This is a genomic window from Bacillus infantis (assembly GCF_050107595.1).
Taxonomy (GTDB): domain Bacteria; phylum Bacillota; class Bacilli; order Bacillales; family Cytobacillaceae; genus Bacillus_AB; species Bacillus_AB infantis_C.
Map to the genome: position 1 here is coordinate 251,707 of NZ_JBNILH010000006.1, position 16,237 is coordinate 267,943.

At 47.9% G+C, this 16,237-nt stretch carries 23 protein-coding genes; 7 read left to right on the top strand and 16 right to left on the bottom strand.

Annotation, left to right across the window (positions count from 1 at the left end; genetic code table 11):
- The first annotated feature begins 62 nt into the window (after positions 1 to 62).
- Positions 63 to 242 carry a hypothetical protein gene (locus ACQCVH_RS14700; RefSeq protein ID WP_426836399.1) on the top strand — a complete coding sequence of 60 codons (180 nt, stop codon included), beginning with the start codon at positions 63 to 65 and terminating at the stop codon, positions 240 to 242.
- Positions 243 to 280: 38 nt separating this feature from the next.
- On the opposite strand, the gene ACQCVH_RS14705 is transcribed toward ACQCVH_RS14700, so the two are convergent.
- The 6 genes from ACQCVH_RS14705 to ACQCVH_RS14730 all read right to left on the bottom strand — a co-directional run bounded on the left by ACQCVH_RS14705 (position 281) and on the right by ACQCVH_RS14730 (position 4,563).
- A complete protein-coding gene (locus ACQCVH_RS14705) occupies positions 281 to 1,258 on the bottom strand; it encodes a LiaI-LiaF-like domain-containing protein (RefSeq protein WP_426836474.1) in 978 nt (325 codons plus the stop codon).
- A 7-nt stretch (positions 1,259 to 1,265) separates the two neighbouring features.
- The gene (locus ACQCVH_RS14710; protein WP_426836400.1) at positions 1,266 to 2,366 is read right to left on the bottom strand and encodes a hypothetical protein; all 1,101 of its coding nucleotides are present in this window, start codon (positions 2,364 to 2,366) and stop codon (positions 1,266 to 1,268) included.
- Entirely contained in the window at positions 2,366 to 2,836 is a 471-nt protein-coding gene (locus ACQCVH_RS14715; RefSeq protein WP_426836401.1) for a hypothetical protein, read from the bottom strand. Before ACQCVH_RS14715 ends, ACQCVH_RS14710 begins: the two co-directional genes overlap by 1 nt.
- Positions 2,833 to 3,423 carry an RNA polymerase sigma factor gene (locus ACQCVH_RS14720; protein WP_426836402.1) on the bottom strand — a complete coding sequence of 197 codons (591 nt, stop codon included), beginning with the start codon at positions 3,421 to 3,423 and terminating at the stop codon, positions 2,833 to 2,835. Before ACQCVH_RS14720 ends, ACQCVH_RS14715 begins: the two co-directional genes overlap by 4 nt.
- A 106-nt stretch (positions 3,424 to 3,529) precedes the next feature.
- Complete coding sequence (locus ACQCVH_RS14725) at positions 3,530 to 4,078, bottom strand: cysteine hydrolase family protein (RefSeq protein WP_426836403.1); 549 nt, start codon at positions 4,076 to 4,078, stop codon at positions 3,530 to 3,532.
- A complete protein-coding gene (locus ACQCVH_RS14730) occupies positions 4,078 to 4,563 on the bottom strand; it encodes a carboxymuconolactone decarboxylase family protein (RefSeq protein ID WP_426836404.1) in 486 nt (161 codons plus the stop codon). The genes ACQCVH_RS14725 and ACQCVH_RS14730 overlap by 1 nt, the downstream gene beginning before the upstream one ends.
- 122 nt (positions 4,564 to 4,685) lie before the next feature.
- On the opposite strand from ACQCVH_RS14730, the gene ACQCVH_RS14735 reads away from it, so the two are divergent.
- Both ACQCVH_RS14735 and ACQCVH_RS14740 read left to right on the top strand, forming a co-directional pair.
- Positions 4,686 to 5,123: an Lrp/AsnC family transcriptional regulator gene (locus ACQCVH_RS14735; RefSeq protein ID WP_426836405.1), complete on the top strand. Its 438-nt coding sequence runs from the start codon at positions 4,686 to 4,688 to the stop codon at positions 5,121 to 5,123.
- Between the two features lie 52 nt (positions 5,124 to 5,175).
- Positions 5,176 to 5,337: a hypothetical protein gene (locus ACQCVH_RS14740; protein ID WP_426836406.1), complete on the top strand. Its 162-nt coding sequence runs from the start codon at positions 5,176 to 5,178 to the stop codon at positions 5,335 to 5,337.
- Positions 5,338 to 5,392: 55 nt separating this feature from the next.
- Here the strand turns inward: ACQCVH_RS14740 and ACQCVH_RS14745 are convergent, their stop codons facing one another.
- Both ACQCVH_RS14745 and ACQCVH_RS14750 read right to left on the bottom strand, forming a co-directional pair.
- Positions 5,393 to 5,557, bottom strand: a complete 165-nt coding sequence (locus ACQCVH_RS14745) for a DUF3934 domain-containing protein (RefSeq protein ID WP_426836407.1) — start codon at positions 5,555 to 5,557, stop codon at positions 5,393 to 5,395.
- Positions 5,558 to 5,671: 114 nt separating this feature from the next.
- On the bottom strand, positions 5,672 to 6,217 hold the full coding sequence (locus ACQCVH_RS14750) for a putative periplasmic lipoprotein (RefSeq protein ID WP_426836408.1): 546 nt from the start codon (positions 6,215 to 6,217) through the stop codon (positions 5,672 to 5,674).
- Positions 6,218 to 6,371: 154 nt separating this feature from the next.
- On the opposite strand from ACQCVH_RS14750, the gene ACQCVH_RS14755 reads away from it, so the two are divergent.
- Entirely contained in the window at positions 6,372 to 7,505 is a 1,134-nt protein-coding gene (locus tag ACQCVH_RS14755; RefSeq protein ID WP_426836409.1) for an NAD(P)/FAD-dependent oxidoreductase, read from the top strand.
- Between the two features lie 49 nt (positions 7,506 to 7,554).
- Here the strand turns inward: ACQCVH_RS14755 and lepB are convergent, their stop codons facing one another.
- Together lepB and ACQCVH_RS14765 are read right to left on the bottom strand one after the other, a co-directional pair.
- Positions 7,555 to 8,106, bottom strand: a complete 552-nt coding sequence (gene lepB, locus ACQCVH_RS14760) for a signal peptidase I (RefSeq protein ID WP_366161859.1) — start codon at positions 8,104 to 8,106, stop codon at positions 7,555 to 7,557.
- Positions 8,107 to 8,225: 119 nt separating this feature from the next.
- Positions 8,226 to 9,020 (bottom strand): class I SAM-dependent methyltransferase, encoded by a 795-nt coding sequence (locus ACQCVH_RS14765; protein WP_426836410.1) that lies wholly within the window; start codon positions 9,018 to 9,020, stop codon positions 8,226 to 8,228.
- Between the two features lie 128 nt (positions 9,021 to 9,148).
- Here ACQCVH_RS14765 and plsY point away from each other — a divergent pair, with 128 nt between their 5' ends.
- The 3 genes from plsY to ACQCVH_RS14780 all read left to right on the top strand — a co-directional run bounded on the left by plsY (position 9,149) and on the right by ACQCVH_RS14780 (position 10,759).
- Positions 9,149 to 9,775: a glycerol-3-phosphate 1-O-acyltransferase PlsY gene (gene plsY / locus ACQCVH_RS14770; RefSeq protein WP_426836411.1), complete on the top strand. Its 627-nt coding sequence runs from the start codon at positions 9,149 to 9,151 to the stop codon at positions 9,773 to 9,775.
- 137 nt (positions 9,776 to 9,912) lie between these two features.
- A complete protein-coding gene (locus ACQCVH_RS14775) occupies positions 9,913 to 10,305 on the top strand; it encodes an NUDIX hydrolase (RefSeq protein WP_426836412.1) in 393 nt (130 codons plus the stop codon).
- Positions 10,306 to 10,435: 130 nt separating this feature from the next.
- On the top strand, positions 10,436 to 10,759 hold the full coding sequence (locus tag ACQCVH_RS14780) for a hypothetical protein (protein WP_426836413.1): 324 nt from the start codon (positions 10,436 to 10,438) through the stop codon (positions 10,757 to 10,759).
- Between the two features lie 40 nt (positions 10,760 to 10,799).
- Here the strand turns inward: ACQCVH_RS14780 and ACQCVH_RS14785 are convergent, their stop codons facing one another.
- The 6 genes from ACQCVH_RS14785 to ACQCVH_RS14810 all read right to left on the bottom strand — a co-directional run bounded on the left by ACQCVH_RS14785 (position 10,800) and on the right by ACQCVH_RS14810 (position 16,237).
- Complete coding sequence (locus tag ACQCVH_RS14785; protein ID WP_426836414.1) at positions 10,800 to 11,870, bottom strand: NAD(P)H-dependent flavin oxidoreductase; 1,071 nt, start codon at positions 11,868 to 11,870, stop codon at positions 10,800 to 10,802.
- 13 nt (positions 11,871 to 11,883) lie between these two features.
- A complete protein-coding gene (locus tag ACQCVH_RS14790) occupies positions 11,884 to 12,435 on the bottom strand; it encodes a thioredoxin family protein (RefSeq protein WP_426836415.1) in 552 nt (183 codons plus the stop codon).
- A gap of 203 nt (positions 12,436 to 12,638) precedes the next feature.
- Complete coding sequence (gatB, locus tag ACQCVH_RS14795; RefSeq protein ID WP_426836416.1) at positions 12,639 to 14,066, bottom strand: Asp-tRNA(Asn)/Glu-tRNA(Gln) amidotransferase subunit GatB; 1,428 nt, start codon at positions 14,064 to 14,066, stop codon at positions 12,639 to 12,641.
- A gap of 13 nt (positions 14,067 to 14,079) precedes the next feature.
- The gene (gene gatA, locus ACQCVH_RS14800; protein WP_426836417.1) at positions 14,080 to 15,537 is read right to left on the bottom strand and encodes an Asp-tRNA(Asn)/Glu-tRNA(Gln) amidotransferase subunit GatA; all 1,458 of its coding nucleotides are present in this window, start codon (positions 15,535 to 15,537) and stop codon (positions 14,080 to 14,082) included.
- Between the two features lie 11 nt (positions 15,538 to 15,548).
- The gene (gene gatC / locus ACQCVH_RS14805) at positions 15,549 to 15,839 is read right to left on the bottom strand and encodes an Asp-tRNA(Asn)/Glu-tRNA(Gln) amidotransferase subunit GatC (protein ID WP_426836418.1); all 291 of its coding nucleotides are present in this window, start codon (positions 15,837 to 15,839) and stop codon (positions 15,549 to 15,551) included.
- Between the two features lie 173 nt (positions 15,840 to 16,012).
- A complete protein-coding gene (locus ACQCVH_RS14810) occupies positions 16,013 to 16,237 on the bottom strand; it encodes a hypothetical protein (RefSeq protein ID WP_426836419.1) in 225 nt (74 codons plus the stop codon).

Here is a 16,237-nt window from a genome sequence, read left to right on the forward strand (position 1 = left end):
TGTTCACGATACTGAAAGTTCAGTCACATATAATGGAGGAAAAGATGTTTGGAGGAAATATTATGCACCATTTATTGCTTGCCGCACTTATTATCCTGGCCGCCGGGTTCAGCTATATATTCCGCGACGGGCTGACAGACCGCTCTTTAATGGTTTCCAGCATCCTTGTCATCCTAAATATCGGCATGTACATGCGGGCGAGGGCTAAAAAAGAAGAAAAGGCATTGAAAAAGCTGGCATGATGAAAAAAAAAGATGCAGGGCCCAGTTGGCCTTGCATCTTATTCAGCAGCTGTATTCAAACTCACACTATAGCTGCTGGAAATGCTGATCCGGTGCTCTCCGCTGCCAGACTGGTAGGTTGCATCCTTGCCGCTGCTGCCGGAATCTGCATATCCCTCTTCACCTGAATGCTTTTCTTCTTTTGTTACCTTCCACTCCCCTTCGCTGCCCTGAAGGTCCTGTACATCAAAGGCATCCACCTTCAGGCTGCTCTCTTCCTGGATATAAAGGGAGACATGGGATACCTGTTCAACACTCCAGTCGCTCATCAGCTGCCTCGGCTTCATGGTCACTGTGTTGCCGCTTCCTGTCACTTCCAGCTTCACGCCCTTAGGAATAAGGAGTGTTGCATCCATGGAGGCAAAGCGTTCAAACGGCCCAGCTGTTTCATTCGGGAGCTCTTTGACCGTGATATAGAGCGAGTCGCCGTTCCGGTGGGAGCTGACATAGTCATCTGGCTTTGAAATCAGGTTCTCTTTTTTCCCGGTCATCGCCCTGTAGGTGCCAAACATGGAAATGTCTTTTCCGGAAGCACCTTCAATAGTGATCGGAGAATTCCCGGTCTGGACAATAATCCTCTTGATGCTTCCATCCAGCTTTTCGGTGAACTCAGGCAAATCCATAGTCCGCTCTTCCCTGTTCACCACATCATCCAATTTATCCAGTATGCCCGTTGAGCTGACTGCCGCGAATCCGATGCCTGCTGTCCCGAGAATGCCGACAAAGAGAATGCTGAGGAAATCATATTTCAGATATGGTTTTTCTTGTTTGGAAAAAAGCAGGAACAGCAGGATTTCCGCCCCCAGGATTACCAGGATGATCGGCCACCATGACATCATGGCATAGCCGAAGTCCATATCAAGCATCCGCGAAAGCAGCAGGAAAACACCTAAGAAAAGCAGTGCCGCCCCCATCGAGAATGTACCAACACGCCATGTCCTCATTCCTTCATTCCGCCCTTCATTTTTCTCATCCATACTCAACTTAATCAACCGCCTTTTCTTTTACAGATTTGCTGCCAAGAAGGAGGCGCAGCCCGCCGCCGATCAGCAGGATGCATACAATGCCTGTCTGGAAGTAGCGGTCAAACCAATAGCGGATATCTATATCGATCATGTCGTACAGCACTGGAGAAACGGCTGGAAGGACGATGCTTGTTGTCAGATAGTACAGCCCTACAAGAACCAGTCCGATTCCTACCCATTTCTGATGATTAATAAAGTACGAAATGATCGGAGTATCCTCCAAAGGGTCATTTCCGTACCTTGAAGACTTCTGCAGTCCGTCGAAGAAGCTGTAGAACCAGATGATTGGGATCAGGAACAGGAAGATCCCCAGCCTGAGCACATCCAGGATATAAATGGAGAACAGGAAGGCAGCCATCAGCTGAATGCCCCGCCGCTGCAAGCCCAGGTACAGGTGGCCCGCTCCGGGAAAGATGGACAGGAAGGTGGCAATAGATTTGCTTTTCTTGCCTTCATCCCGCTTCGACTCGAAATCCTCCATAATTGTACGGTCCACCAGCTCTTCCCCCCGATGCTTCCGGTTCAGCTGCTGTATGCTATCAAAGAAGCCGTATACCCAAATCACCGGCAGAATCGCCCAGAATACAAGGAACTCACTGCGGTGGGTCAGCACTGACACAAACAGCACCATCACACCAAGACCAAGAAAAGCGGTCAGGAGCGTCAACCCCCGGTTCATCAGGCCAAGCTGAAAGTGCCCAAGACCCGGTACAAAGGACAGGATAATGGTAAAAAAGCGTTCTGACTCCTGGCTGGCTGCCGGCTTAGCTGATCCAGCAGCCCCGGTTCCATCCATAAAAGCTGTGCTGCCCTGCTGGTAGAGCTTTGATGCAGTGATGGCCGTATCAATAAAGTTTACTAAATAAATCAGAAGTCCAAACAGTACAAAAACCAATGGCCCATCCCCGTAAACGTACATGCTTAATAAAGCAAACGTTAAGATCATCAGCCCGAACACAGCTGCTGTATAAAATAAACCTCTAAGGGTCTTTCCCAGATAAAGCAGGCCACCACCAGGGAAAAAAGCTAAAAGAAAAGCGATAATCGGATTTTTTTTCATTATTTATTTGCCTCCTTGTTCTTCTTCTCGATCGTATCCATCCAGGCAAAGGTTTTATCCACGAGCCCTTCTGTTACAGATGTTTTCTTTTCCTGAAAATCCGGATCCTGAACAGCTCCGGCATACTGGGTGATCGACTGGAAAACACCGGTTGTCATGAGCAGGATGGTCATAGCCGCTGCAAGGGAATAGTGGAACAGCGGCGACTGGTAGAATGGCCTGCGCTTCTTTTCTTCATGTATCCGCGGCTGGGCCGGCTCTTTTGCTTCTGCAGATATTTGCGCCATCACCAGATCAGTGAAGCCTGAGCCGGTCTCCATTTGCGGCAGCTCTGTTACAGCCACTGCCTCCAAATAGACCTCGAGGCAATCATCACAGCTGTACAGATGATCTTCATAAATTTCCCTGTCCGCCTCTGCCACTTCATCATTCGCATACCGCTTCCACTCTTCATACGTAAAGTGCTTCATGAGAAATCATCCTCCTTCCAGTGCTTCCTCATCCATAGACGCGCCCTGTAGAGCTTTGTCTCCACAGTCTTCACCTGGACGTTCTGTTCATCCGCTATTTGCTGATAGCTTTTTTCAGCTATATAAAAGTCATAGATTACATCACGATAATTATCCGGCAGCTGGTGAAGCTTTTCCCTCACCCGATTCCGCCTTTCCTTATTCATAACTTCGATCTCCACAGCCTCTTTCTGGGTGCCATGGAGCTCATATCCGGCATACTCAAGGGAATCCTCCCTGCGCCGGTCCCTCTTTCTTTTTACATCAATGGCATGATTGACTGCAATTCTGGTGATCCAGGTTTTAAAACCCTGGTCCTCATATTGGGGGAGAGAGGAATAGATTTTTATAAAAACTTCCTGAGCGGCATCTTCAGCTTCCTTCTGGTCCCTTAATACTGCAAAGATTGTCCGGAACAAATCATTGCGGTATTTTTCAACCAGGAGCCTGAAGGCATGCTCATTGCCGCTCTTTGTTTGCTGGATAAGAACTTGGTCGCTAATCTCTCTCTCCCCCTTTCTGGCAGCTTCCAACGTAATAGACGACACCAGGATAAAAGACCCCTACAGGTTTTAACAAAATAAATTTAAAACCCTTTTTCATTCTATCATTCCCCATCACGGATCCCACTGGAATCAAAAAAATCCCGGCTCTTCAGGCCGGGATTTTCTTTAGCACTTTTTCAGTTGTACACACTTCCGCAAACTCCCCCTGGAGAATGGCAAGCTCTGTTTGATGAATATGGCCGGGAGGAAAGTGAGTGCCGTCAGGTCCTTTCATTTCAAAGGCTGCACAGGCATCCCCCGGCAGCCAGACCGAAAAGCCAAGATTGGCTGCCATCCGGACTGTGGTTGAAACGCAATGGGGTGTGGTCAGCCCGGCAATGACAAGCTCTTTGCTTTTTAGATTATTAAGCAATGCTTCAAGGGGCGTGCCGATAAACGCACTGTTGACGCTTTTCTGGATAATGCTTTCCCCAGCCGCAGGCTTTACTTCTTCCTTGAACTGATGGCCGATGCTTCCTTTGAAAAACAGGGAATCCCTTCTATGGGAGGTATGCTGAATATGAAATACCGGGAGACCGCGTTTTCTCCAGTGCGCCAAAAGCCTTGCAGCCTCTTTTTCCGCATCAGGATTATTCCGCTCGCCCCAGGATGGATCATCGAAGGCCTTCTGAAAGTCAACCAACAGCAGGACAGTCATCAGGCACCCTCCTTCCTTAAAGAACAAAAATCGTATAAATCAAGGCTGACAATCATTTTATGATAGCCGTCAAAAAGATTGATGAGTGAAAGCAGCTTCATGATTTCCTTTTCATCATAGGAAATTTTCAGCCACTCCAAATCAGAGTCTTTTAACAGGCGCGGATTGGACCTGTAGGTTTCCAGAAAAACAAACAGCTTCCGGTCCCAGTCAGCGAAACCCGAGAAATCATTATGCTCCACAGCATAGGCAATGGCTTCATTATGTTCCATTCCACCGGTATACGAGAGGCTCATGCATGTGGCACAACCATTTTTATTGGCCAGATAAAGGCGCACCTTCTCCTTTACATCCGCGCTTATTCCTTGCTCATTCCACAGCTGCTCATACAGGGCATCATATAAGGCGGCCACTTCAGGCACATAAGCCAGCGCTTTTTGAAAATTGGTCTCCCCCTGTTTTTCAATTAATTTGATTCTTGGCATTTTCAACTCCTCCTTCTGCTTTTATAATAGAAGGAATTGAAATAATAATGAATTAAATATGAAACCAGTTTACATCGATGCTCTTTTCAAATGAAATATGTTTTTAACAAGGAGGCTTACAAATGATAATCGACGATATAGACAAGCGCATTTTACAGGAGCTGGAGAGAAACGGACGGCAGTCAATGAGGGAGCTGGCGAAGAAGGTAAACCTCTCAGCCCCTTCAGTCACAGAACGTGTCAGGCGTCTGGAAAGTGAGGAAATCATCAAAGGATATACCATAACCATTGACTATAAAAAGCTTGGGTATGGAATTGAATGTTTTGTAGAAGTCACTTTGCGGCAGGGAGATTACCAGCGGTTCAGGGAAAAAATCGCTATGGTACCTAACGCGGAATTCTGCTCCCGGATAGCCGGCCAGGCCTGCTATCTCGTCAAGCTGAGACTGAAAAAGCTTGAGGATATTGAAGAGTTCATCAATGAAATTACACCCTATGCAGGAACAGTCACCCATATCGCCCTGTCGGAGGTGCCTGTGAACAGCTTCTTCCTGGAATAGACGCATAATCCGTGGATAGCATCGAATCCTATAAACACAGGAGGTGCTTTTTATGGAAAAACAAAAGAAGGACAAAAAAGTTGGGGAAAAAATGAAGTCGATGAATGCGATGGACCAGGGGCTTAATATCATCTCCCAGGCATTCAACCGGGCAACAGGCGTTGATGAAGGGAATGACGGCATGGAGGAAGAGCAGGATAACAGGCCTCAATGAAAAAACAGCCTTACAATAAAATAGAGCCAGGTTCTCCTGGCTCTTATCCCCATCCTCAGGCATTCCCGCCGGAATCCCCGGATTTGCCTTGATTTTTCGTACCTTTGCTTTTATACGGCTTGGCACTCTTAGCTTTCTTGGCACCTGCCTGCCAGCGGTTCCAGCCTTTTTTTCCAGTTCCGCTGCCAATGCCGCTTTTTCCTTTTTTCGCTTTGGTCATCTATAATCAGCTCCCATGTAACTGTGAAGCGTTCTTCCTGGCCAACAAACGTTTGAACGCAGCAAGGCTTGCACATGAACATTAGCATACCATATCAGGAGCCTGCTAAGCGAACTACTTCAGCATCTCGTTCGCCATTTCAGTCAGCTCTTTTTTATGCTGACTTTCCGGGATAGCTTTGTTATTGTACATAATGGTGTACTGAACCTTCCCCTGCAAAAACAATAAGGTATTTCCCTGATACATGCCTTCTGCCCCTCCTTCAAGCTCTACTGGTTCGGAATTGGGCTGTTCAAAGGATTCGACCGGGTAATCCGCAGAAACCATCAGCAAGTAATTCTCTTCTTTGTTTTTTGGAAATGCTCTGAATTCTGCCATGATCTGTTTTCCGCTATGGTTCATATCCATAATGCTCGGAGGCTGGAATCCCTCTCCTTCAAAAGGCAGCTTTTTCGGCAGCTTCATTTCAAACGGGAGCGCATCGAGTCCCTCTTCAACAGTCTGGGCTTCATATGTAACAGGAATTTTTTTGGCCTGTTCTTTATCCACGTCGGCCATCTCCACTTTTTTCAGATTATCTGTATCTAGTTTTCCGCTCTGCATATTCTGGCAGCCTGCAAGAAGGCTTGCGGCAAGGCCGACCATGAGGAGTTTTTTCATCTATTGTCACTGCTTTCTTGTAAGAATGCTTTTATTATATCACATAAAAAATACATATTATGCCAGATTCTATAAAGAGGCTCTATGCATTTTTTACAATTAAGCCGACAGGACGGTATACTATAACTAAATTTCACTATAAAGGATGCAGGCTATGAAAAATTATATTGTGATAGGCGCAGGCATATTGGGCGCCTCAGCTGCCTACCACCTGGCCAAATCGGGCAGCCGGGTAATCTTGGCGGACCGGAATGAAAAAGGACAGGCTACTGCCGCTGCTGCAGGCATTGTCTGCCCATGGGTATCGCAGAGGCGCAATAAGGATTGGTACCGCCTGGCCAAAGCGGGGGCCCGTTATTATCCTGAGCTCGTGAAGGAGCTCGAGGAGCGCGGCGAGACAGATACAGGCTACAGCAGGGTTGGTGCCCTTATCCTGCACAAGGAAACCAATAAGCTTAAAAAAGCGGAAGAGCGGACATTGAAGCGGAGGGAAGAAGCACCGGAAATCGGTGAAGTCACACTTCTTACCCGGGAACAGACAGCCGAGGCCTTCCCTCCGGTTGATCAAGAATTTGAAGCTGTGCAGGTTAGCGGCGCCGCCCGGGTAGACGGACGGGCACTGAGGGATTCCCTGATCCGTGCGGCAGAAAAGGAAGGTACAGTCTTTCTTGAGAATGATGCTTCACTGATCTATGAAGGAAACCGGGTGACAGGCATCCTTGCCGGTGAAAAACGATGGGAGGCAGATGCTGTTATCGTTTGTGCCGGCGCATGGGCAGGAGAAATATTAGGTCCGCTTGGCATTGAGATGGATGTGAGCTATCAAAAGGCTCAGATTGCCCACCTGGAACTTCCGGGCAAGGCAACTGACAGCTGGCCGGTCCTTATGCCCCCGGGTGACCAGTATTTGCTTGCCTTCACAGGAGGAAGGATTGTCGCAGGTGCAACCCATGAAAATGATGTTTCCGGTTTTGATACGAGAATTACAGCCGGCGGCATGCAGGAGGTCCTTACAAAGGCGCTCACTACAGCTCCCGGCCTGGCGGATGCCAGCCTGATAGAGGCACGGGTCGGGTTCCGCCCCTTCACTCCCGGCTTCCTTCCGGTTATCGGGCCAGTACCTGGATGGGAAGGATTGTACACCGCCAACGGGCTTGGAGCCTCCGGCCTGACGATGGGGCCGTTTCTTGGACAGCAGCTTGCAAAGCTCGCATTGGGGCATGATACGGACATTGACCTCACTCCTTATCATGTTGAGGGAGCTTTAAAGAATCATAAAAGCGAATGACCGCAAAGCAAAGAAAGAGCCCGGCTTAAATTTAGCCGGACTCTTTCTTTTATGGTTTCTCAGGATTTCCTATCCGATTGAGCGGGAAGTAGCGGAATTTAGCTTCCCCTACAACAGACTCATCTGAAATGAAGCCAAAGCTTCTGCTGTCATTGCTGTTCAGACGATTGTCGCCCATCACAAAATACTGATGCTCCGGCACGACAAGGGGCCCAAAATTTTCAGTCAGATGTTCTATGCCGAACTCTGCCGCTTCTTTGCGGTTTTCAGCCAGATAAGGTTCGTCCACTTTTTTTCCATTCACAAAAAGCTGGTCGTCCTTCACAGAAATTTCATCCCCAGGCAGACCGATCACCCTTTTTATATAATCATCCTCAGAATCAGGCGAATGAAATACAACTACATCCAAGCGCTCAATCTTGCTGAGCTTGGTCACGATCACTTTATTCTGATCCTGGAAGGTCGGCATCATGGATTCGCCCTGAACTGTCACCGGTGCAAATATAAACTGGCGGCAAATAAACGCAATGACAAGCGCTAAGGCAATCGATTTTGCCCATGAAATCCATTCAGACTTTTTGCTGTTCCCTGCCATGGTCATTCTCCTCTCAAATCACTATATGAATCTATTATAAGCGAAAAGAGGGGCTTATGCACATTTCGGCTTGAAAAAGCGCTGCAAATGAGGCGCCATGCTGTATGTCTTGCAGTATCGCCCAATTACCGGAATCCCTCCTGCAATATGGCTATAGTGCAGAAATGCGCGACCCCGTGAGAGGCATTGGTCCCATAATGTGCCTCAAGCACTTCTCTCAATCCCCGCAGCAATTCATTACCTTCCTCTTTTGAGAGGTCCGCCAAATAGGATAAAGAAGCAACCCTCTCCAGCCATTCTTCATTCGTAAAATGGACATCGTATGGAAGCGCATACAAATCCTTCAGCCCGAAACCGGCCTCTTCCCACTCCCGGAACCACTCTACAGGAAATCCATTGATTCTTTGCCTTGAATCTGCCTTGCTTCCGGCTGGTGTAAGCTCTACTCCTTCTTTCTTCAAAAACTCAAAAGTGATTTCCACAAGCCCTTGGTCTGCCTTGAATCCTGTATCCGCCACAATCAGGTATCCCTTCGGCTTAAGAATCCGTCTGATTTCCCTAAGGGCTTCTTCTCTGTCAAACCAGTGCCAGGCACGGAGCACAGTCGCCATATCATACTCTGCCCCGTCAAGTCCTGTATTCTCTGCAGTCCCTTTTCTGTATGGGATATCCAGATACTTATCCCGGCTGATTCCAGCAGCTTTCTTAAGGAGCTTTTCAGAGGGATCGACTCCGACAGCCTCTGCTTTGCGGAACACCAGCCTCATTGTCAGAGCTCCTGTCCCGCAGCCCAGATCAGCCACTTTTTTGCCGGCAAAATTTATATTTCTTAGATGGAGGCTATCAAACAGACTATTTGGAACATCGTTCCTGGAACGTGCATATTCACTAGCCCTGTTTCCAAAATCAACAATACCCATTCTGCCACATCCTTTTTTCAAAATATTAGGAATTTAAATCGGGGTATGCTCATTATATGGTAGAATGAAAGCAAATACAATTTCTCTCACTTTATTTTTGCTGTGCTGCTGGCAGAAAAGGAGGACTTATGAATTTTGCTATTCTTGCAGCCGCCTATTTGATCGGCTCGGTTCCAACCGCCCTTCTGATTGGCAAGTGGCTGTTCCAAATCGACATACGCGAGCATGGAAGCAATAATCCTGGGGCGACCAACACAGTCCGTGTCCTCGGAAAGCGGGCGGGAATTGCTGTTCTTCTCATTGATGCCGGAAAGGGGGCGCTTGCAGCAGGTCTGCCCATCCTTCTTCATACTGATCTGGATCCGCTCTACACCGGCCTGATTGCGGTTGTTGGCCACTGTTTCCCTATTTTCGCAGGCTTCCGCGGAGGAAAAGCCATAGCAACAACCGCAGGAGTTCTGCTGGTTGCCAATGCCTGGATGTTCCTGGCAGCTTACATTGCATTTGTCGGAGTCATTTATGCAACAAAATATGTATTTTTCGGTTCTATTTCTGTCGGAATCTCCCTTATCATTTTCTCTTTATTTCAGCCCGGATGGGCCCATGAACTTATCTTTTTCTTTTTTACAATCTTTCTGATCATCCTGCACCGCTCCAATATCTCAAACTTCCTCCAAAATAAAGAGCCGAAAATCAATGACAAGAATTTAAAGAATGACAGAATTCCTGCGAAGAAAGGGCCGAAGCAGGCTTGAGAGCCGTGATGGCTCTCTTTTTTCTTCCGTCCTAAAACTTGGCTCTATGTATTTATAAGAAACTATTAATAGGAGAACCTTATGGACCATTATTCAAATATTCTAGTCGCCAGTACATCCACCTGAAAGATGGCCGCATGCTCATGATTAAGGAATCTAAAAACACTGCAGGGCCTGCCTGGAACTTCCCTTCCGGCCGGATAGAGACCGGGGAAGATATAATAGCAGCAGCCCGGCGGGAATCAAGAGAGGAAACGGGCCTGAATATAGAGATTCTGGAATCTGCTGGCTTCTTTCAATTCACCAGCAGGACAGGCCATCCTGTTCTCATGTTCCATTTCACCGCTGAAATTGCCGGCGGCTCTATCGAATTAGAAGAGGGAATCACAGAATACAGCTGGTTCACCGCCCGGGAAATTCTTGACATGGACGAGAGTATGCTGCGGGAGCCTGTTGTCATCAGGCAGATAGCAAACTCCATATTGCAACATAAATCCTACCCTCTTTCTTTTTTCCAAAACATCTCATAGTTTTTACTTTTTCTGGAACTTTTTTCTTTCTAATCCGTAAAACATTAAAATGGAGGCAAGCCAAGTCTGAAACACTTCTTACAGCAAACAGCTGCTTTCTCCACTAAGTGAAATGAAGGGAGATGTAATCATGAAACGTTTTGCCATCATCCTTGCTTGCTCCTTCACCATCCAGGCCCTGCTGCTTTTCTTCATCTGGCATTTCTTCTTTTCCAATTATGGCCTGATAGATTTCTCATTCTTATTTTCCGCTCTGTGGTTTGCTTTCGTCTTGTTTTTTTCCAGCACAGGCGATGCTTGGACCAGCAGTGTCATCGCCAGTTCATTCATGAACCATCGGGATACCGGCCACAGGGAAGCCAGGGGAATGTTCCACATTAGAGTCAATCCCCTGCTCGCATCCTCCCTGCTTATGTTCGCTGCTTCCCTCGGAATTTCTTTTTTGTTCTCGTAAGAAAATAAATAAAGCTTCCGCTGAAGTGCGGAAGCTTTATTTATCTTTTGAGAAGAATGTCAGTGCCTGCTATCAGATCTTCCATCAGTCTGGCTGCAGGCAATTCCTTGGAAAGAGAAACCGCCTGGCCCGCCCATAATGACATATAATCCTTATTGGCGTCTTTTGCTGCATTTCTGCGGATCGGTCCCGTCAGATCATTTTGAACAGGAAAAGGAAGAAGCCCGGCATCCATGTCTTTCATTTCCCTGATAAATTTATTCTCCATTCCCCTTGCAAGTTTTCCGGAAAAAGCTTTTGTAAGGACTGTTTCTTCTCCCTTGCCTTCCAGCACGGCTTCCTTGTAGGCTGGATGGGCACCGCTTTCACTGCAGGGAAGAAAGGCAGTTCCCAGCTGGACCCCCTGGGCGCCCAGCATAAAGGCGGCTGCGATGCCCCTTGCATCCATGATGCCCCCGGCTGCTATGACGGGAATTTTAACCCTGTCTGCAGCTTGCGGGATAAGGGCCATCGTTCCAATCAAGCCTCTCTCCTCACTATGAAATGTGCCCCTGTGGCCCCCTGCCTCACTGCCCTGGGCCACTACAAGATCTGCACCTGCCTCTTCCAGTTCTTCTGCTTCCAGAACATTTGTAGCAGTTCCGATGATCACAGTGCCATTCCTTTGAAGCTCGGAAACAGCTTCTCTCTCAGGAATGCCGAATGTAAAGCTGGCAATAGGAACCCTAAGCCGCAGAACTGTTTCCAGCTGTTCGCCAAAGAGCTTCCGGCGATCCTTTTCTTTATAAGCTGCAGCCGTGCTGATTCCCGGCTCCTTTTGCAGCGTCTCCAGCTTCCGGAGCATCCTTTGAAGCTTGTTCTCATCAACCAGAGGCTTTGCAGGCAGAAACAGATTGATTCCATATGGATCGGCAGTCAATTCCTTTACTTTTTTGATATCCCTTTCCATGTCTTCAGCAGACATATAGCCGGCTCCCATATTTCCCAGGCCGCCGCTGCCCGATACAGCCGCAATCAGCTCCGGGACCGTAATACCGCCCGCCATGGGGGCCAGGAGAATCGGATATCTGATGCCAAGTTTCGCTGCAGCCCTGCTTTTGTTCCATTCCATAAGCTCACCTGCTTCATTGAAGTTTAGCTATAATGCTTGCTGCCACATTATGCCAGACCTGTTCATCTTCCTGGTATGCCGCTTTCATCTTTTTGAACATGATGCCCTGTTTTTCTTTGAAATCTTCACTGTCTGCTGGCGGAAGCTGAGCCCGTTCCTTGTCGACAAAGCGCTGCACTGTTTCTGCCCGCGGTCCCCATACAGCCTGTTCCTGTCCGTCTCCATTGATGAAGATAAAAATAGGGATTGAACGGGCCGTTCCGTTGGTTAAATACTGATCCATCAGCTCAAGGTTTTCATCCCGCAGAATGAACCTTGTCTCCATATCTGTCTCTCTTGCTATATGCATAAGGATCGGAATGTTAAGCATCGCATCCCCGCACCAGTCCTCTGTAAGGACAATCACTTTCAACCCTTTATCCTTCACAGACACCAGCTTGGCCTTTTCCTCTTCTTTGAGAGAAAACTTGCTGTCTATGCTTTCCATCTCCTGCTTATTAACACTCATACCTTCCACATATTCAGAGAATGTCAGTCCCTTCGCAAACCAGTCCTTCAATTCCATATAAGCACTTCCTTTTCTTTCAATATCAATTATGGGCTTTCCCATCTATTATTTATTCTCGATGACTATAGTACATTCCTTTTTTTGCAGGACTTGCCGTATTTCATCCTTTCCTGGGAAATAAAGAGGAAGTTTGTCTAAACAGACCAGCAAATTTCCTCAAAATAAATAGAAGCCGCCGGATTTCCCCAGCGGCTTATTTTCTATCGCTTTGTTATTTCCTGCATCAGCAGCTTGTTGATCATCTGCGGATTCGCCTGTCCTTTGGAGGCCTTCATAATCTGCCCGACCAGGAACCCGGTTGCTTTTTGTTTGCCGGCTTTAAAGTCTTCAATCGATTGCGGATTCGCATCAAGTGCATCCGTCACATATTGGAGGAGCGCCCCTTCGTCAGAAATCTGGACGAGGCCTTTTTCCTTGACGATGGCTTCCGCAGTGCCGCCATTTTCGATGAGCTCCTTGAAGACCTTTTTCGCGATTTTGCTGGAGATTGTCCCGTTTTCGATCAGCTTGATCATTCCGGCCAGGTTTTCCGGTGTCAGCTTTACATCAGCCAGCTCTTTCTGCTCAGCATTCAGGTAAGCTGATACTTCACCCATCAGCCAGTTTGAGGCCTGCTTGGCGTCCGCACCCGCTTCCACCGCTGCCTCGAAGAAGTCTGCTGTCTCCTTTGTTACCGTCAGAACTGCAGCATCATAAGCAGGAAGGCTAAGCTCTTCTACATAACGCTTCTGCCTCGCGTCCGGCAGCTCTGGAATCTCGGCACGGATCCGGTCTTTCCACTCCTGGTCAATGAAAATATCCGTCAGATCAGGCTCAGGGAAATAGCGGTAGTCATCAGAGCCCTCTTTTACACGCATGAGGAGAGTCGTATTAGTAGACTCATCATAGCGGCGGGTTTCCTGCTGGATCTCCCCACCCGCAAGAAGCACCTCCTCCTGGCGCTTTGCTTCATACTCAATCCCTTTTCTGACAAAGTTAAAAGAGTTCAGGTTTTTCAGCTCAGTCTTGGTGCCGAATTCCTCCTGGCCCACTGGCCTGATGGAGATATTCGCATCGCATCTCAGCGACCCTTCTTCCATCTTGCAATCAGAAACACCTGTATACTGGATAATGCTTTTCAGTTTCTCGAGGTAAGCATAAGCTTCATTGGCTGTCCTGATATCCGGTTCTGAAACAATTTCGATCAGCGGGGTTCCCTGGCGGTTGTAGTCGCAGAGGGAATAGCCTTTTTCATGGTTCAGCTTGCCTGCATCCTCCTCCAGATGGATCCGGGTGATGCCGATTTTTTTCTTATATCCGTCCACTTCGATTTCAATCCAGCCATGTTCACCGATTGGCTTATCAAATTGCGAGATTTGATAGGCTTTCGGGTTATCCGGATAAAAATAGTTTTTACGGTCAAATTTGGTTACATCGGCAATCTGGCAATTCAGCGCCATACTGGCCTTCATTCCGTAATCGACCACTTTGCGGTTGAGCACCGGCAGCACGCCAGGATAGCCGAGTTCCACAACGCTTGTGTTTGTATTCGGTTCAGCCCCGAAATGGTTCGGGCTCGCGGAAAAAATCTTCGAATCTGTTTTTAATTCAACATGGACCTCAAGTCCGATAACCGTTTCATAGTTCATGTCTGTTCCCCCCTTACAGTCCCGGTTTTTGCTTATGAAAGTCAGTGGCCTGCTCAAAAGCATGGGCTGTTCTGTAGATCGTGCTCTCGTCAAAATATTTGCCGATGATCTGCAGTCCAAGCGGCATACCATTCGAATATCCGCACGGCACCGAAATGGCAGGCGTACCGGCCAGGTTAACAGGGATTGTTAGTATATCATTGGCATACATAGTCAGCGGATCATCTATATTCTCCCCGATATTGAATGCCGGTGTCGGTGCTGTAGGTCCGATGATGACATCGTAAGATTGAAATACCTCTTCAAAATCCTTTTTAATCAAAGTGCGGACCTTTTGCGCCTTTTTATAATAAGCATCATAATAGCCTGAGCTTAAGGCGAAGGTTCCGAGCATAATCCTTCTTTTCACCTCATCGCCGAAGCCCTGGGCGCGCGACTTTTTGTAAAGCTCCATCAGTGTTTCAGCATCCGGGGCGCGGTAGCCGTACCTGACGCCGTCAAAGCGGGCAAGGTTGGCGGACGCTTCTGAGGATGAAAGCAGATAATAGGCAGCCAAAGCATACTTGGAATGCGGAAGGGATACCTCCTCCCAGACAGCCCCAAGATTCTCCAGCACCTTAAGCGCATCGAGGACAGATTGGCGGACTTTTTCATCCACGCCTTCAGCAAGGTACTCTTTTGGCACGGCGATTCGCAGACCCTTCACATCTCCGGTCAGGGCGCTGGCATAATGATCGACCGGAACATCTGCTGAGGTGGAGTCATTCTGATCCAGACCCGAAATCGCCTGGAGAAGGTAAGCATTGTCTTCAACATTCCTGGTTACCGGGCCAATCTGATCAAGTGACGAAGCAAACGCAACAAGCCCGAATCGGGAAACACGCCCATAGGTTGGCTTTAACCCAACCACCCCGCAGTAAGAAGCAGGCTGTCTGATGGATCCCCCTGTATCTGACCCAAGGGCAAAAGGCACTTCTCCTGCTGCAACCGCTGCAGCTGAACCGCCTGAAGAGCCGCCTGGCACTTTCTCAAGATTCCATGGATTGCGGACATTTCCGAATCCTGAATTCTCATTTGAGGACCCCATTGCGAATTCATCCATATTCAGTTTTCCTATCGTGATGGTCCCGGCATTATGTAAATGATCCATTACCGTTGCATTATAGATCGGGTCGAAATTTTCCAGGATCCTGCTTGCACTGGTAGTTCTCAGACCCTTTGTGACAATATTATCTTTAATCCCGACCGGCATGCCAAAAAGGAGGCCCTTCGACTCTTCTGTGCCCAGCTTTTCGTCTAAGTACTTTGCCTGCTTCCGTGCTTCTTCCTCATTTAAGGTCAGGAATGCCCCCACCTGGCTGTCCACTTCACCAATCCGTTTAAAAGACTGCTCAATCAGATCAGATACGGAAATTTCTTTTTTATGTAAAAGTTCATGAAGCTCTGAAACCTTATGATCAAACAAACTCATTTGCTTTCCCCCTATTCCAGTATGGATGGCACCTTGATCTGTCCATCCTGGTGGTCCGGCGCGTTTTTCAGCACGTCCTCCTGCGGCAGCCCTTTTTTCGCGATATCTTCCCGGAATACATTCTTGATATCCAGTACATGGGAAGTCGGCTCAACATCCTCTGTATCCAGTTCATTAAGCTGCTCCGCAAAAGAAAGCATTTTTTCCAGCTCTTTTTGCATCCGCACCGTTTCCTCATCCGTCACTTCCAGACGTGCCAGGTGGGCTACATGCCTGACCTGATCTTCAGATATTCTAGACATCTCTGTCACCTCCAAATATTTTAGAATGCTATAAGTATAGATAGAATCATATCAGACTCCAGCGCTTTAAAGCAATTGCCGGAAGCAAAGGAAATCGTGTTTTCTCTTATTGTAATGACTGCAGGAGTGAAAAGCTAAGGCGCCTGGATATTCCAGACGCCTTTCCCATTTTTCTATATATTGAATCTGTCCGGTTTTCCCCTGTATCTTCCGGATGACTCGGACACTCTGCTGCTTGCATAACGGCCGGCGATCCATAGAAAAATCAGGACGGGCACTGTAAGCAGGCCTGTTGCAAACAATCCAGCCGAGATCGAAAAAGAGAACGCGATCCAGCCGACAAGCGGCCCTCCTGCAATCTGTCCGATTGCATCAAGCTGTCCGAACATGGAAAGCAT

Coding starts and splice junctions, on each gene's coding strand:
- ACQCVH_RS14700 (WP_426836399.1), top strand. CDS start 63: ATGCACCATTTATTGCTTGCCGCACTTATTATCCTGGCCGCCGGGTTC.
- ACQCVH_RS14705 (WP_426836474.1), bottom strand. CDS start 1,258: ATGGATGAGAAAAATGAAGGGCGGAATGAAGGAATGAGGACATGGCGT.
- ACQCVH_RS14710 (WP_426836400.1), bottom strand. CDS start 2,366: ATGAAAAAAAATCCGATTATCGCTTTTCTTTTAGCTTTTTTCCCTGGT.
- ACQCVH_RS14715 (WP_426836401.1), bottom strand. CDS start 2,836: ATGAAGCACTTTACGTATGAAGAGTGGAAGCGGTATGCGAATGATGAA.
- ACQCVH_RS14725 (WP_426836403.1), bottom strand. CDS start 4,078: ATGACTGTCCTGCTGTTGGTTGACTTTCAGAAGGCCTTCGATGATCCA.
- ACQCVH_RS14730 (WP_426836404.1), bottom strand. CDS start 4,563: ATGCCAAGAATCAAATTAATTGAAAAACAGGGGGAGACCAATTTTCAA.
- ACQCVH_RS14735 (WP_426836405.1), top strand. CDS start 4,686: ATGATAATCGACGATATAGACAAGCGCATTTTACAGGAGCTGGAGAGA.
- ACQCVH_RS14740 (WP_426836406.1), top strand. CDS start 5,176: ATGGAAAAACAAAAGAAGGACAAAAAAGTTGGGGAAAAAATGAAGTCG.
- ACQCVH_RS14745 (WP_426836407.1), bottom strand. CDS start 5,557: ATGACCAAAGCGAAAAAAGGAAAAAGCGGCATTGGCAGCGGAACTGGA.
- ACQCVH_RS14750 (WP_426836408.1), bottom strand. CDS start 6,217: ATGAAAAAACTCCTCATGGTCGGCCTTGCCGCAAGCCTTCTTGCAGGC.
- ACQCVH_RS14755 (WP_426836409.1), top strand. CDS start 6,372: ATGAAAAATTATATTGTGATAGGCGCAGGCATATTGGGCGCCTCAGCT.
- lepB (WP_366161859.1), bottom strand. CDS start 8,106: ATGACCATGGCAGGGAACAGCAAAAAGTCTGAATGGATTTCATGGGCA.
- ACQCVH_RS14765 (WP_426836410.1), bottom strand. CDS start 9,020: ATGGGTATTGTTGATTTTGGAAACAGGGCTAGTGAATATGCACGTTCC.
- plsY (WP_426836411.1), top strand. CDS start 9,149: ATGAATTTTGCTATTCTTGCAGCCGCCTATTTGATCGGCTCGGTTCCA.
- ACQCVH_RS14775 (WP_426836412.1), top strand. CDS start 9,913: ATGCTCATGATTAAGGAATCTAAAAACACTGCAGGGCCTGCCTGGAAC.
- ACQCVH_RS14780 (WP_426836413.1), top strand. CDS start 10,436: ATGAAACGTTTTGCCATCATCCTTGCTTGCTCCTTCACCATCCAGGCC.
- ACQCVH_RS14785 (WP_426836414.1), bottom strand. CDS start 11,870: ATGGAATGGAACAAAAGCAGGGCTGCAGCGAAACTTGGCATCAGATAT.
- ACQCVH_RS14790 (WP_426836415.1), bottom strand. CDS start 12,435: ATGGAATTGAAGGACTGGTTTGCGAAGGGACTGACATTCTCTGAATAT.
- gatB (WP_426836416.1), bottom strand. CDS start 14,066: ATGAACTATGAAACGGTTATCGGACTTGAGGTCCATGTTGAATTAAAA.
- gatA (WP_426836417.1), bottom strand. CDS start 15,537: ATGAGTTTGTTTGATCATAAGGTTTCAGAGCTTCATGAACTTTTACAT.
- gatC (WP_426836418.1), bottom strand. CDS start 15,839: ATGTCTAGAATATCTGAAGATCAGGTCAGGCATGTAGCCCACCTGGCA.
- ACQCVH_RS14810 (WP_426836419.1), bottom strand. CDS start 16,237: ATGCTTTCCATGTTCGGACAGCTTGATGCAATCGGACAGATTGCAGGA.